This window comes from Aciduliprofundum sp. MAR08-339 (assembly GCF_000327505.1).
Classification (GTDB): domain Archaea; phylum Thermoplasmatota; class Thermoplasmata; order Thermoplasmatales; family Aciduliprofundaceae; genus Aciduliprofundum.
Genome location: NC_019942.1, coordinates 852,655 through 866,338 on the forward strand (window position 1 = coordinate 852,655; position 13,684 = coordinate 866,338).

At 46.4% G+C, this 13,684-nt stretch carries 14 protein-coding genes; 11 read left to right on the forward strand and 3 right to left on the reverse strand.

All coding sequences use genetic code 11. The features are described 5' to 3' along the window. Positions 1-88: 88 nt before the first annotated feature. Positions 89-421 carry a roadblock/LC7 domain-containing protein gene (locus ACIM339_RS04610; RefSeq protein WP_015283451.1) on the forward strand — a complete coding sequence of 111 codons (333 nt, stop codon included), beginning with the start codon at positions 89-91 and terminating at the stop codon, positions 419-421. Here the strand turns inward: ACIM339_RS04610 and ACIM339_RS04615 are convergent. Together ACIM339_RS04615 and metG are read right to left on the reverse strand one after the other, a co-directional pair. Then, positions 418-1,068, reverse strand: a complete 651-nt coding sequence (locus ACIM339_RS04615) for a PHP domain-containing protein (RefSeq protein WP_015283452.1) — start codon at positions 1,066-1,068, stop codon at positions 418-420. The two genes, ACIM339_RS04610 and ACIM339_RS04615, sit on opposite strands and share 4 nt — an antisense overlap. Then, the gene (gene metG, locus ACIM339_RS04620) at positions 1,065-3,269 is read right to left on the reverse strand and encodes a methionine--tRNA ligase (RefSeq protein ID WP_015283453.1); all 2,205 of its coding nucleotides are present in this window, start codon (positions 3,267-3,269) and stop codon (positions 1,065-1,067) included. The genes ACIM339_RS04615 and metG overlap by 4 nt, the downstream gene beginning before the upstream one ends. A gap of 69 nt (positions 3,270-3,338) precedes the next feature. Here metG and ACIM339_RS04625 point away from each other — a divergent pair, with 69 nt between their 5' ends. Both ACIM339_RS04625 and ACIM339_RS04630 read left to right on the forward strand, forming a co-directional pair. After that, positions 3,339-4,292 carry a GTPase gene (locus ACIM339_RS04625; protein WP_015283454.1) on the forward strand — a complete coding sequence of 318 codons (954 nt, stop codon included), beginning with the start codon at positions 3,339-3,341 and terminating at the stop codon, positions 4,290-4,292. Between the two features lie 174 nt (positions 4,293-4,466). Continuing rightward, positions 4,467-6,140, forward strand: a complete 1,674-nt coding sequence (locus ACIM339_RS04630; RefSeq protein WP_015283455.1) for a glutamate--tRNA ligase — start codon at positions 4,467-4,469, stop codon at positions 6,138-6,140. Here the strand turns inward: ACIM339_RS04630 and ACIM339_RS04635 are convergent, their stop codons facing one another. Continuing rightward, entirely contained in the window at positions 6,141-6,386 is a 246-nt protein-coding gene (locus ACIM339_RS04635) for a PRC-barrel domain-containing protein (RefSeq protein ID WP_015283456.1), read from the reverse strand. A 112-nt stretch (positions 6,387-6,498) separates the two neighbouring features. Between ACIM339_RS04635 and ACIM339_RS04640 the strand changes: the two genes are divergently transcribed. The 8 genes from ACIM339_RS04640 (at position 6,499) to gltA (ending at position 13,637) form a co-directional block, all read left to right on the forward strand. Continuing rightward, complete coding sequence (locus ACIM339_RS04640; RefSeq protein ID WP_015283457.1) at positions 6,499-7,935, forward strand: FAD-dependent oxidoreductase; 1,437 nt, start codon at positions 6,499-6,501, stop codon at positions 7,933-7,935. Continuing rightward, positions 7,928-8,431: a 4Fe-4S dicluster domain-containing protein gene (locus ACIM339_RS04645; protein WP_015283458.1), complete on the forward strand. Its 504-nt coding sequence runs from the start codon at positions 7,928-7,930 to the stop codon at positions 8,429-8,431. Before ACIM339_RS04640 ends, ACIM339_RS04645 begins: the two co-directional genes overlap by 8 nt. Further along, positions 8,428-8,709 (forward strand): (2Fe-2S)-binding protein, encoded by a 282-nt coding sequence (locus tag ACIM339_RS04650; RefSeq protein WP_015283459.1) that lies wholly within the window; start codon positions 8,428-8,430, stop codon positions 8,707-8,709. Before ACIM339_RS04645 ends, ACIM339_RS04650 begins: the two co-directional genes overlap by 4 nt. After that, complete coding sequence (locus ACIM339_RS04655; protein ID WP_015283460.1) at positions 8,696-9,850, forward strand: FAD-binding oxidoreductase; 1,155 nt, start codon at positions 8,696-8,698, stop codon at positions 9,848-9,850. Before ACIM339_RS04650 ends, ACIM339_RS04655 begins: the two co-directional genes overlap by 14 nt. A 111-nt stretch (positions 9,851-9,961) precedes the next feature. Then, positions 9,962-10,819 carry a hypothetical protein gene (locus ACIM339_RS04660; RefSeq protein WP_015283461.1) on the forward strand — a complete coding sequence of 286 codons (858 nt, stop codon included), beginning with the start codon at positions 9,962-9,964 and terminating at the stop codon, positions 10,817-10,819. 38 nt (positions 10,820-10,857) lie between these two features. Next, on the forward strand, positions 10,858-11,292 hold the full coding sequence (locus ACIM339_RS04665; RefSeq protein ID WP_015283462.1) for a hypothetical protein: 435 nt from the start codon (positions 10,858-10,860) through the stop codon (positions 11,290-11,292). Positions 11,293-11,375: 83 nt separating this feature from the next. Continuing rightward, entirely contained in the window at positions 11,376-12,206 is an 831-nt protein-coding gene (locus tag ACIM339_RS04670) for a sulfide/dihydroorotate dehydrogenase-like FAD/NAD-binding protein (RefSeq protein WP_015283463.1), read from the forward strand. After that, the gene (gltA, locus tag ACIM339_RS04675) at positions 12,207-13,637 is read left to right on the forward strand and encodes an NADPH-dependent glutamate synthase (protein WP_015283464.1); all 1,431 of its coding nucleotides are present in this window, start codon (positions 12,207-12,209) and stop codon (positions 13,635-13,637) included. Positions 13,638-13,684 lie beyond the last annotated feature (47 nt).

Consider the following 13,684-nt stretch of genomic DNA (forward strand, 5'->3'; position numbering starts at 1 on the left):
TAAATTCCATTATGTATATTAAATTTGATACTCTCTGGGCGTAAATTTCTCAGAAAAATATTTATATCTAAGAGTATATGGCATCCTAATGGTACGTACGAGAAAGGAGCTTCTTGATGAAATCAGAAGTATGGGGGGCGTTGAGAAGGTGGCGCTTATAAGTAGAACAGGTATGTTTATTGATGGTGATAATTTTGAGGAATCAGATACCTTCTCCGCAATGAGCGCTATAATTCTCGGGGCTGCAGAAACAGCCTCTGTGGGAGTGGGTTTGGTTAAGAGGGTGGTAGCCCATTTTGAGGATGGAAAAAAGTTTATCGTAGTACCGGCAGGTAAGAAGGGCGTACTTGTTATACTTGCCAGCGAGGATGTTTATGAGAATTTGAAGGGAATAGTGAGGGAATTTGATAACTTGATCTAAATTCTTTTGAATCCCCTGCCCATCCACTCGCCAACCGCCTTCTTCACGTACCTAACGGTCTCCCATGCACTTCTTGATCTTCCAAAGATTTTCACCCTCTTCTTCAGTATGGCCTCTATCACATCCTCCTCGTCTGCGGCATCCACGATTATCCCTGCCTTTCCTATCTCATCTGGAAAGTGGGCATCACTTCCAGCGGTGTATGGCTTTTTCAAACACTCCACCAGATTTTTTGCTCTTTCATTTGACTTCCTTTTGCATCGTCCATTGAATATTTCAATGGCATCAAATTCGAAATTCCTCGCATTCTCATCCCCGATTCCGGACCAGAAACGGTATGGGTGCGCTGCCACAGCTATTCCCCCGCAATCGTGTATCCTATCTATCGTTTCCTCAATGCCCATATCCCTTGGAATCTTGCAATCCAGCCCGTAGGCGAGAACGTGACCTTCTGTGGTTGAAATTTCAATTCCGCGAACAACAGGCAGGATTCCAATTTTTTTTGCTTCGATTGCGCCCCTTATCTCGTTATGATCCGTTATGGCTATGCCTCCCAGCCCAATCTTTTTTGCTATTTTTAGAACATCCTTTATGGGCACCTTTCCATCGGGGGAGTATATGGTGTGAATATGCATGTCTATCCTCATCTTATTTTTCCTCCGGGCTTAACATACCTCACCGGGCCTATGGGTACATCACCCACATGCAGGATCAGCGGTTTCTTGTCGTGGAACACAACGCCTTGCTTTCCTGCCCAGCTCTCCGCCGGTCTGTAATCTATGGGATACTCGCCCTTGCCCACAGCCACGACTTTTCCATCCCTCTTTATGATGTCCGCTACCTCCATCTTCATCTTCTGAAACTTCTTGAACTTCAAAATGCCCTTGGGATTCGAATGAACACCGTTTGCCTGCACCCTCGCTCCAGGCTCCACATCTCCCAGGGGTGTCAGAAAGCCCACGGTGTTATCATCCTCTCCCGCGAGAAGCATACCCTCGCTCCTTACTCCTCTGAAGTTTGCAGGCTCAAGATTGCACACAACGATGAGTTTCTTTCCCAGAAGTTCCTCCTTTTTGTAAAATCTCTTCAACCCTGCTATCAGCGTTCTCTTCTCATCGCCCAGGTCTATACGAAGTACGTACAATTTATCCGCATTTGGATGGTCCTCCACGCTTTCCACAAGAGCAACGCGCAGGTCAATCTGCTCCCACTTCTCGTATCTTTCCTCATCTCTCTTTATCTTCTCAAATAGCACCTCTGGCTTGTTCAACTTTCTTCCCTCCTGCATATTTTTTATGGCCTCAACGTATTTATGCTCAAATATGGAGTCCTCATTGCCCAAATAGTGCCAGATTTTCTCTGCGGTGAACGGCAAGAAGGGTGCTCCAAGAATTGCCAGAGCCTGTACGATCTGCAACGAGATGTTTATGGCAGTGGCGCACCTCTCCTTGTTTTCCTTGCATAGGGCCCATGGTGCCTTGCGATCAAAGTACACATTTCCAAATCTGGCGAGGTTCATCCACTCCTTGAACGCCTTCTTGAGTTCCACGTTCTCAAGGTATTTTTGCATATTTTTCAGGGTCTGCATTATGGTCTTTATGGCCTCCCTATCAACTTCATCCACCTCGCCCCTGGGTGGTACCTCTCCAAAATTGCGATATGCGAAAATCAAGGCACGATGCACGAAGTTTGCAAATTTATCAATTAACTCCTCATTCACCTTCTGCACAAAATCGTCCCAGGTGAAGTCTGAGTCACGATTCTCAGGCATATTTATTATGCCGTAGAATCTTATGATATCTGGATGGAATGCATCAAGCAGTTCCGGCATCCATACACCGATACCACGGCTCTTTGAGAACTTCTCTCCTGAGAAGCGCAGGTATTCGTTGGCCACCACGTTATATGGCAGGTTCAGCTCTCCATGGGCCATGAGCATCGCGGGCCATATTATTGTGTGAAACGGAATGTTGTCCTTGCCGAGGAAGTAATAGTGTCGTACGTCCCTATCCATCCAGAAGGCACGCCAGCTCTTGCCCGTGCGCTTGGCCCACTCAACGCTTGCGGATAGATACCCTATCACAGCATCAAACCACACATAAATGCGCTTGTTCTCAAATCCCTTAAGTGGAACCTCAACGCCCCATTCTATGTCCCTAGTTATGGCTCTGTCCTTGAGCCCTCCCTTTATGAAATTTCTGGTGAAATTAAGAACATTGCTTCTCCAGTAGGTTTTATCGGCAAGCCAGCCGAGAAGCCTTTTTTCCAGTTTGGAAAGTGAGAAAAATACATGCTCAGTTTCGCGAAATTCTGGGGTGGTCCCGCATATTGCACATCTTGGATTTATCAGATCCTTTGGATCCAGGGTTCGACCGCAGTTATCACACTGATCGCCCCTGGCGTTCTCGTAACCGCAGTAGGGGCATGTGCCTACCACATACCTGTCAGGTAGGAATCTGTGGCATGAGGGGCAGTAGGGAAGGAGCATCTTACCCCTGTACAGATATCCATTTTCGTACAGTCTAAGGAAGAATCTCTTCACCACATCCCTGTGAGCAGGATCCGATGTGCGGAAGAAGAGATCAAAGGATATGCCCATCCTCTCCATAACCTCTGAATTTATTTTGTGATACCTGTCGGCCACCTCCTGAGGGCTCACACCCTCCTTCTCCGCAGTTAGGGTTATGGGCGTGCCATGCTGGTCGCTTCCGGAGACCATGAGGACTTCGTTACCCTGCATTCTCTGGTACCTCGCAAATATGTCCGCAGGTAGATACGCTCCGACAATATGGCCAAGATGAACGGGACCGTTGGCGTAGGGCCAGGCAACTCCTATGAATATTCGCATAGGGCTGTATAACCTCTCAAATATTTAATTTTTCCATATGCTATTTATACTTGAACCCTATGCCATATTGTGTATCGGGACATACCCACAGTCCTCACAGCGGAGGAGATAATTGACAAGATGTTTCGGCGTGCAAAGAAGGTAGAAGTTCCCTTAATCCGCAACAGGCTCAGGTTTCACAAGAATCTGAGCATTGCCAAGATTTATACGGCCAGGGATGTTGCAGTAAGCACGCTTGGCAGATATGTGGAGGCATTTCCGTACATAAACAAGATGCATCCATTTTATCGCACCCTTCTGGATCTTCTCGTGGACAAGAACCAGTACAAGAAATCTCTGGCATCTCTCGTTTGGGCCATTGATAGGATAAACTCCTTCGCGGATAAGTACGCCCGTAAGATAAAGGGTGTTGGCAAGGTGGAAGATGCCATAAAGTTCCGCAAGGATTTTTATGGGAGAGCCACCTCCATAATAAAGCAAATTGCCCCAAAATTGAGGTATCTCTCTGAGGTAAGGGAGATAATGAAGAAACTGCCTGATGTAAACCCAGAGATGCCCACGGTGGTCATCGCCGGCTATCCCAATGTGGGAAAATCCATGCTTGTGGAGAAACTCAGCACCGCAAAGCCGGAGATAGCGGCGTATCCGTTCACAACCAAGGGAATTGTGGTGGGTCATATGGATTTGAGTGGCAGAAGGATACAGATAATTGATACTCCCGGCGTTTTGGACAGGCCCTTGGAAAGGAGGAATAAAATAGAGAGGCAGGCCATCCTGGCCCTGGAGCATCTCGCTGATATCATCGTTTTCGTTCTTGACCCTTCTGAGACCTGCGGGTACAAACTTGAGGAGCAGGAAAATCTCCTGAATGAGGTGCGCATGAGTTTTTCCGTACCCGTAATCGTGGTGGAGAACAAAAGGGATATTTACGAGAGGGAAACCGAGAACTTGAAGATATCTGCCAGTACGGGGGAGGGGCTGGATGCATTAGTTGATAGGATGCTGGGGATTTTGAAGGGGTGATGTTGATAACGAAGTTTTTATTCGCATAACCCCCTACATCAGAGTTATTCGGAAGTTTTGCCTCATATACCCACATTGAAAAAAGTTATGGGATTTGAAAATAAAAATCTTACTTCAGAGAATAATAACTGAGTGTTTCGCAAACCTTTATACCCTTCTCCCATATCCTCTTTTATGGATTTGCGCGAACTCATACTCAAATACGCCCTGCAGAATGCCATACTTCACGATGGCAGGGCAAATTACAAGGCCGTGATGGGAAAGATAATGGCTGAGAATTCAGAACTGCGAAAGAGGGCAAAGGAACTAATTCCAGAGGTTCAGAGAATAGTGGCAGAGGTAAATTCATTAGATATTGAGGAGCAGCACAGGAAACTGGAGGAGATCGCTCCTGAACTGCTGGAGAGGAAAAAGAAGGAGGAGAAGAAGGAACTTGAGGATCTACCATATGTGAATGGTCCTGTGAGGATGCGCCTGGCACCAAGCCCCTCTGGTCCGATGCATCTCGGGCAATCAAGGATGGCGATACTGAACGATGAGTATGTGAAGAGATATGGAGGCACACTATTCTTGAGAATTGAGGACACAAATCCCCACAACATATTGCCGGAAGCGTACGATATGATCCCCGAGGATCTGGAATGGCTTGGGGTGAATATTCATGAAATTGTCATCCAGAGTGACAGGTTTGAGATGTATTACGATTACGCGAGAAAACTGCTTGAAATGGGTAAAGCGTACATTACCACCGTGCCTGCGGATGAATGGAGAAAACTGAAAGTGGAGGGAAAACCCACACCTGATAGGGAGCTGAGCGTGGAGGAGCAACTTGAGAGATGGGAGATGATGCTTGGCGGCGAGTACGACGAGGGTGAAGCGGTTTATGTTGTTAAGACCGATTTGCAGCATCCCAATCCTGCCATAAGGGATTGGGCCGCGTTCAGAATAGTGAAGGATGTGGAGCATCCCAGAATAGGAAATAAATACATCGTGTATCCGCTCATGAACTTCTCCGTGGCAGTTGATGACCATGAACTTGCGCTCACCCATGTGCTACGGGGTAAGGACCACCTGAACAACACATATCGCCAGGCATATCTCTATGATTATTTCGGATGGAAGAAACCCGTGTACATTCATTACGGATGGGTAACAATGAAGGATACCATCCTCAAAACCTCCCTGATAAAGGAGGGGATAAAAAAAGGGGAGTTTTCGGGCTGGGACGATCCACGCCTCGGAACCCTGAGGGCCCTGGCAAAGCGCGGAATTCGGCCTGAGGCAATACGCAGGTACTGGATCCAGGTTGGCCTCAAGGAGGTGGATATTGAGTTTTCCTGGGACACGCTCTACGCTTACAATCGTGAGATAGTTGATCCTCTGGCCAAGAGGTACTTCTTTGTTTGGGCTCCTCTGAAGGTTGAGATCAAGGGGGTTGAGGCTCTGCGGGGAAAGGCACCATTGCATCCTAGCAAGGATTTTGGATTTCGTCATTATCATTTGACCTCCCCAATCAAAATTTTCATCACAAAGATTGATTGGGACAGGATTGAGGATGGGGAGAGTTTCCGACTTAAGGATCTATGCAATGTTAGAAAGGAGGGAAATTTCTTGGCATATGTGGGCAATGATCTGAGCATTGTAAAGAAAGGCGCAAGGATCATACACTGGGTCCCTGCGGATTCACCACCTTGCAGGGTGTATATGCCAAATGGCACTGTTATGAAGGGTTACGTGGAAAAGGATGCTAAAAATGCGGTGGGAGAGGTTGTGCAGTTTGAAAGATTTGGATTCACCAAAATTTACGAAGAAAATGGAGAAATTGTGGGCTATTTTGCCCACAGGTGATCATGTCACATTTATGTATGATGGAAACTTCTTCAGAAGAATAACATCACCCACTGCCTTTACCCAGCGGTAGGGCACCACAACGGGTACACCATCCTCAACAAGAAGTGGGTTGCTCTTTTCCACATATAGCCCGTATATGATCTGGTCGTTCACATCCAGCAGGACATCCTTTATCGTGCCGAGAAGATAACCCTTATCCGTGTAGATTTCCAGACCTATAAGTTCAGTTGCCTCCGTCATCATTTTAATCCCCAAGGAGTATTATCTTGCTATTATTTAAATCTTCTCACCTCCTATTTTTAGGAGAACAAAAAACTAAATAAATGGAAACTATCCCCATTTCATAGGTGATCAAATGAGACTCGAAGAGCATCCAGTTTTAGATTTTAGCAGAAGAAGAGGCAAAAAGGTCACAATTTATTTTGAGGGACAGCCAATAGAAGCCTATGAGGGCGAGCCCATTGCTGAGGCCCTGCATGCTGCGGGTATAAGGGTTCTGAACTACAGCACCGAAAAACTCAGACCCAGGGGACTATTCTGTGCCATCGGAAAATGCTCTTCATGCCTTATGGTGGTTGATGGGATACCCAATGTGCGCACCTGCATTACCCTTGTCAGGGACGGAATGCGCGTGGAAAGGCAGCGTGGGAGACAGCCTTTGCCCAGGGACTACAAGCCACCCATGTGGAAGGATGCAGAGAAGCATGAGGCAGATATTGTGATAATTGGAGGTGGCCCCGCCGGACTGATGGCAGCCATAAAGGCTGCTGAAAATGGGGCAAAGGTATCCCTGCTGGATGAGAATCCGGTTCTTGGTGGGCAGCTGGTGAAGCAGACCCACAAATTCTTTGGAAAACGTGCCCAGTTTGCTGGAGTGCGCGGTGTGAAGATTGCGGAGATTCTTGAAAGGGAAGCGAGAGAGAAGGGTGTGGATATACATCTTGAGACCTCCGCAATAGGCATATTTCAGGATGGTAATCGCAGATTAGTTGCAGCCATAAAGGATAACAAGAAACTCATGGAGTTTTCCGGCAGGGCAGTTATCGTTGCCACCGGTGCCATGGAGAAGATGATTCCATTTGAGAACAACGATTTGCCCGGTGTTTACGGTGCGGGTGCAATTCAAACCCTGATGAACACCTATGGCATCGAACCGGGCAAAAAGGTGCTCATTGTGGGTGCTGGTAATGTGGGTGTGATTCTTGCCTACCAGTTGAAGCAGGCGGGCGTGGATGTGGTTGCCATAGTGGAGGCCATGCCCCGGGTTGGTGCGTATTTTGTTCATGCGGCTAAGGTTCGCAGATTGGGAATACCGATTTACACCCGTCATACGATTCTTCGTGCTGAGGGCAACGAGAAGGTTGAGCGTGCTGTCATAGCGCAGATAGATGACCACTGGCAGCCCATACCGGGTACAGAGAAGGTTTACGATGTGGATGTCATTGCCCTTTCTGTTGGATTGAGACCCAGCATTGAACTTCTGCATCAGGCTGGAGCTCAGATAACATACGCAAGGGAACTTGGAGGCTATGTTGTACGCCACGATGAGCGCATGGAGACCACTGTTCGTGGCATATTTGTTGCGGGAGATTCCTCTGGCATAGAAGAGGCCACAACGGCAATGCTTGAGGGCAAGATTGCAGGTCTATCTGCGGCGCTCCTTGTAGGTAAAGCATCTCCAAAAATTTACGAGGAGATAGAGAAAGCCCATGCGGATCTTGAAGAATTCCGCAGCGGTCCGTTTGGAAAGCATATTCTTGAGGGATTGAAGAAGGTGATGATAAATGAGTGAAGAGTATCTTGAAAGGGGTTATTTAACCCTTGAAGAGTTGAAGAATTATGTTGAGTTGCCAAGCGAAGAGAGACTTGAGGGAAAGCGTCCCGTGGCGGTGCCAGAATGTCCTCAGAGAATACCATGCACGCCCTGCAAGGAAATATGCCCGGTGAATGCCATAAGGATGGACAATCCCAACGATGTTCCCGTAGTGAATTACGATAAGTGCATAGGATGTTCTCTCTGTGTTCAGATATGCCCGGGACTCGCATTCTTCATGATCCAGTACAGGGGCGACAGGGCCCGCGTTACCATGCCTCACGAGATGCTCCCCATGCCAAAAAGAGGTGATGAGGTCATACTTCTAAACCGCAGGGGTGAGGAAGTAGGCAAGGGTAAGGTTGTTCTTGTTATTCCGCGGGAGAAGAGTGTTGGGGATACATCTGTTGTAACCGTTGAGATGCCCAGGGAACTTGCCTGGGAGGTTCGGGCCATAAAGGTGGTGGTGGAATGAGTGATAAAAGCAAGATCATAATTTGCAGATGCAACGATGTTACTCAAAAGGATATAGAGGACCTGATAGACCAGGGCATCACAGACATAGAGCTTATAAAGAGAATAACCCACATAGGGATGGGTCCATGTCAGGGACGCACATGTTTGCCCCTGGTGGCTGCAATAATTGCCAGAAAAACTGGTAAGAGCTATGATGAGATAGGTATACCTGCAACGCGCATACCTGTAAGGCCCGTGGCCATGGGAGTACTGGTGGGTGATGATGATGAAGAGTAAGGCTGAAATTGTCATAGTGGGCGGGGGAATCATTGGTCTATACACGGCCTTCGAACTTACGAAATTGGGTGTAACGGACATTGTCATATTTGAGAAAAATTACATTGGCTCGGGATCAACATTCCGTTGTGGTACGGGAATAAGACAGCAGTTCGGGGATGAGGTGAACATCCAGATGATGAAGAGAAGTGTGGAAAAATGGGTTTCTCTGGGAGAAGAGATGGAGTTCCCAAAATTCAAGATGGCCCAGACTGGGTACCTGTTCCTGCTCTACGATGAGGATGAGGTTAGGAGATTTAAAAAGAATGTCCAACTTCAAAATTCATTTGGAGTACCTTCCAAAATAATCACACCGGAGGAGGCAAGGGAAATCGTGCCTGGTCTTGATATAAGTGAGGTTATAGCCGCTTCATGGAACCCCACTGATGGTAAGGCAAACCCATTCTTGGCAGTTTACGGACTTGCCAGAGCCCTTAGGAAAAGGGGAGTTGAAATTCACGAGTACACTGAGGTTAAGGACATACTCGTTAAGGATTCTCAGATAGAGGGTGTTAAAACGAGCAGGGGAGAAGTCAAGACCAATGTGGTGATAAATGCCACCAATGCATGGGCAAAGATTCTCAATGAGAAATTAGGAGTAAGAATACCCATTGAACCCTACAAGCATCAGGGCATAGTTAGTGAACCTTTCAAACAAGGAGAGATAAAGCCCATGGTGGTATCGTTCAAGTATGGTGGTGCATATCTCACGCAGAAGGCCAACGGTGGAATAATTGGAGGAATAGCCCTAAAGTATGGTCCAATGTGGGACTTGACACCCACCTATGAGTTTTTGAGAGAAGTGTCTAAGAATTTCACCCGCATAATTCCAGCGCTGAAACACATATCAATAATAAGGCAGTGGGGCGGGTACTATGCGGAAACTCCAGATCACAATGCAGTGATTGGCAGGATAAAAGGGGTTGATGGGTACTATCTTGCAGCAGGATTTTCGGGCCATGGATTTATGCTTGCTCCATCGGTGGCTGAGGGTATGGCCGAGCTTGTGGTGAAGGGAACTACGAGCAAACCCTTCTGGTTCTACGATCCCTACAGGTTTGAGCGTGGAGAGCTCAGAGAGCAGGCAGTTCAGATGGGGTAGGTATTTTTATAATATTACCTCTTTTCCCTTTTATCCTATATGGGTGGTTGTTGTGGATTGAAATTTCTAAAATGGTAAAGTATATTTATGTGTGTGATGTATTCTCCATCTATGACAAGGCATATAGAGGATATAAGGGATGTTTTTCTTATTATGGCAGTATTTTCCATGCTTTTCCTTTATATGGCTCCCGGGGTACATGGCAGTGCAATGGCTGGTTATGATGTAAAATCCACTTACTCTCTTACCCCCCAGGCCCATGGGGATGCAAAGGAGATAGGTTATAAGGTGGTATTTCTATCTGATAAGTATGGCAACAATCTTGCCATATATATTCACGCATACCTGTTACCCACAGAAGGACCACTAAATTACAGTTATCCAAATCAGCATGAGGCGGCTATTATATACACAATCACCGTGCGGCAATCTCCTGCAGGAAATGATGGTTGGGGTTTGAAGGATGGAAATTCTGATCATCATACTGTCATTATAGAATTTAATAATCCAAAAAGTGGTGATAGGGTAGTTGATTTTTCAGAGGGAAAAATACCCGCAAATCCAATAAAAGAAGATAATGAGGGCACGATCACCTATGGATTTGCACTTTCCTGGAGCGAATCTGCCCTAGTACCTGGCGTAGAGGCACATCTTGACGAGAATGCATATGTTTCATGGAGCATACCTGTGTATCGGTATGTTCTCAAGCCTCTTAAATTAACAGCTCATGATCTTGTTGCAGCGGGTGATGTGAACTCTGCCAGTCTCTTTAATCATAAAACATACTTTGCTGCCAGAACCTACACAGCAGGGGTATCTGTTGAATATCCATACTTGGACTCTGAGTCACAGAGTGTTCATATTTATGTGAAAGGAAACTTCCATCAATGGGTATGGTTTGGTAAAGATAGCAGTGTATCTTGGTCTTACACCTGGGTGGTCATTCATGGAGGTCATACCCTAACATAATCTTTATATCTTCTTTTGGTATTATAAGGGTGATATAAATGGGAATGAAAATAAAGCATGTAATAGTCATAGGCATAGTGGTTGCAGTCCTCCTGGCTGGATACCTCCTTTATCCCAGAAATTCATCACCGAATAAACCTCCCCCTTTGGAAAACATAGGAAATCTCTACAAGAGTTACAATGTAACGGGATCTGGGGAAATCAAGGTGAACATAAGCGGAAAATGGCGTCTTGCTGGAATACTTGTAACTTACATTCCGGAGGAGATTGACTCTGGATATGTAAAACTTATCAGTCCAACGGGTGTTGATATTATAGATATTGGTCTTAAGCATCGTGAAGGGATAACAATTCCAGAGAAAAATGGAACTTTTTATAATGTGAACTTTTATCATTTTGCTGGATTGTGCACCATAGAATACCACATAGTTGGAAGTGGGGTGGTAGACATAGAGGTTAGGTATATGTTGTAGGGAACTCTTAGTAAATTTTTTCATATTTATGTCCAATTTAGGAAATTATTAAATCCCCCATTGCAATTCTCCCACGATGCCCTATGTTTGAGATAGTGGATAAGAAGGTACTGGCTCCAAATATAAAGTGGATTCGCGTGAAGGCTCCACTGGTTGTTGAGAATGCCCGGGCCGGGCAGTTCATAGTGCTCAGATTGCACGAGAGGGGGGAGCGTATTCCCCTTACCCTGTTCAAATGGCATAAGGAGGATGGCACGATTGAACTCGTATTTCAGGAGGTTGGAAAGACCACATATGAACTCGGTTCATACGAGCCCGGAGATAAGATAATGGACATTGTCGGACCCCTTGGAAAACCCACTCACATAGAGAATTACGGTACCGCTGTCGTGGTTAGTGGTGGTGTGGGTGCACCCATTGGCTATGCTGTAACCCGTGCGCTGAAAGAGGCAGGAAACCATGTGGTCAGCATAATAGGATTCAGGAACAGGCAGTACGTCATTCTTGAGGATGAGTTCAAGAAGGTAAGTGATGAACTGCTAATCACCACTGATGATGGTAGTTATGTTCGCAAGGGCTTCACCACGGATGTTCTTAAGGAATATCTTGAAAATGGTGGCAGGGCAGATTACGTTTTCACAGTTGGGCCGGTCATAATGATGAAACTCATTGCCAAGATCACGAAGGAATACGGGATAAAGACGGATGCGAGTTTGAACCCCATAATGGTTGATGGAACCGGGATGTGCGGTGCATGCCGTGTCACAGTGGGCGGTGAGATCAAATTTGCCTGTGTGGATGGCCCGGATTTCGATGCACATCAGGTTGATTTTGACGAACTCTTGATGCGTCTCACCGAGTACAAGAGGGAGGAGAGGGAGGCACTTGATAGATACGTGAAGGGGGTGCATTAAATGGCGAAGCAGATAAAGAAGGAGAGAATAAAGGTTCCTGAACAGGATCCCAAGGCAAGGATCCATAACTTCAACGAGGTTGCACTTGGATACACATTCGAACTTGCGAAGGAAGAGGCTTCCCGCTGTCTTCAATGTCCATACAATTTTGCCCCCTGTATAAAGGGCTGTCCCGTGAATGTGAACATTCCTGGATTCATAAAGAAGATTCTTGAAGAGGACATCAAGGGTGCTCTTGAGGTCATACACAAAACAAATTCTCTTCCAGGTATAACCGGTCGTGTGTGTCCACAGGAGGAGCAGTGTGAGATGAACTGCGTTATGGGTAAATTGGGCGATAAAATAAACATTGGCAAGTTGGAGAGATTCGTTGCAGATTATGCGAGAGAGCATGGAATAATGCCTGAGACGGAGATAGCACCAAAAAATGGAAAGCGTGTGGCCATAGTTGGTTCAGGTCCAGCGGGATTGACTGCCGCTTCTGACCTTATAAAGATGGGCTATGATGTGACAGTTTTTGAAGCGCTGCACGAGCCGGGTGGAGTTCTAATTTATGGCATACCTGAGTTCAGATTGCCCAAGGACATTGTCCATTATGAGGTAAAATACCTGAAAATGCTGGGGGCAAAGATAGAGACCAACGTTGTGATAGGAAAGACAAAGAGCCTTTACGATCTTGCCAAGGAATACGATGCCGTGTTCTTGGGTACCGGTGCAGGTACTCCCAAATTCCTTAATATACCAGGAGTGAACTGTAAGGGTATATACAGTGCCAATGAGTTTCTCACGAGAATAAATCTCATGAAGGCTTTCAAGTTCCCCGAGTACGATACACCAATCCGCAAGGGTAAGAAACTTGCAGTTATTGGTGCCGGAAATGTGGCTATGGATGCGGCTAGAAGCGCATTGCGTGTTGGCTACGAGGAGGTTTATATACTTTACAGGAGAACCAGGGAATACATGACCGCCAGGGAAGAAGAGATCCACCACGCTGAGGAAGAGGGTGTGAAATTCATGTTCCTTGTAAGTCCCGTGGCCTTCATAGGTGATGAGGATTGCAACGTGAAGGTTGTTAAACTCATAATGAATCGCCTGGGAGAGCCGGATTCCTCTGGTAGAAGAAGGCCTGAACCCATACCAGGAACGGAGTTTGGCTTAGAAGTGGATGCAGTGGTTTTCGCCATTGGCCAGAAACCAAACAAGGTACTCTATCAGGAGGTTCCAGAGCTGAAGACCACAAGGTGGGGCACACTTGTTGTGGATGAAAACTACCGAACCACGATGCCAGGGGTCTTTGCGGGAGGGGATGCCGTGCGTGGCGAAGCCACAGTGGTTCTAGCCATGGGTGATGGTAAGCGTGCAGCCAAGGCAATTGATGAATACATAAAAACAGGAGAGTGGCCCAAGGAAATAGAACCACACAACTTTTAATATTTTTGTTTGACTTTATTTTAACCCTTTTTGATTTTGTTTTCCAT

Bases quoted from the DNA above. Each gene is read 5' to 3' on its own strand.
- ACIM339_RS04610 (WP_015283451.1), top strand. From the start codon at position 89: ATGGTACGTACGAGAAAGGAGCTTCTTGATGAAATCAGAAGTATGGGG.
- ACIM339_RS04615 (WP_015283452.1), bottom strand. From the start codon at position 1,068: ATGAGGATAGACATGCATATTCACACCATATACTCCCCCGATGGAAAG.
- metG (WP_015283453.1), bottom strand. From the start codon at position 3,269: ATGCGAATATTCATAGGAGTTGCCTGGCCCTACGCCAACGGTCCCGTT.
- ACIM339_RS04630 (WP_015283455.1), top strand. From the start codon at position 4,467: ATGGATTTGCGCGAACTCATACTCAAATACGCCCTGCAGAATGCCATA.
- ACIM339_RS04635 (WP_015283456.1), bottom strand. From the start codon at position 6,386: ATGATGACGGAGGCAACTGAACTTATAGGTCTGGAAATCTACACGGAT.
- ACIM339_RS04640 (WP_015283457.1), top strand. From the start codon at position 6,499: ATGAGACTCGAAGAGCATCCAGTTTTAGATTTTAGCAGAAGAAGAGGC.
- ACIM339_RS04645 (WP_015283458.1), top strand. From the start codon at position 7,928: ATGAGTGAAGAGTATCTTGAAAGGGGTTATTTAACCCTTGAAGAGTTG.
- ACIM339_RS04650 (WP_015283459.1), top strand. From the start codon at position 8,428: ATGAGTGATAAAAGCAAGATCATAATTTGCAGATGCAACGATGTTACT.
- ACIM339_RS04655 (WP_015283460.1), top strand. From the start codon at position 8,696: ATGATGAAGAGTAAGGCTGAAATTGTCATAGTGGGCGGGGGAATCATT.
- ACIM339_RS04660 (WP_015283461.1), top strand. From the start codon at position 9,962: ATGACAAGGCATATAGAGGATATAAGGGATGTTTTTCTTATTATGGCA.
- ACIM339_RS04665 (WP_015283462.1), top strand. From the start codon at position 10,858: ATGGGAATGAAAATAAAGCATGTAATAGTCATAGGCATAGTGGTTGCA.
- ACIM339_RS04670 (WP_015283463.1), top strand. From the start codon at position 11,376: ATGTTTGAGATAGTGGATAAGAAGGTACTGGCTCCAAATATAAAGTGG.
- gltA (WP_015283464.1), top strand. From the start codon at position 12,207: ATGGCGAAGCAGATAAAGAAGGAGAGAATAAAGGTTCCTGAACAGGAT.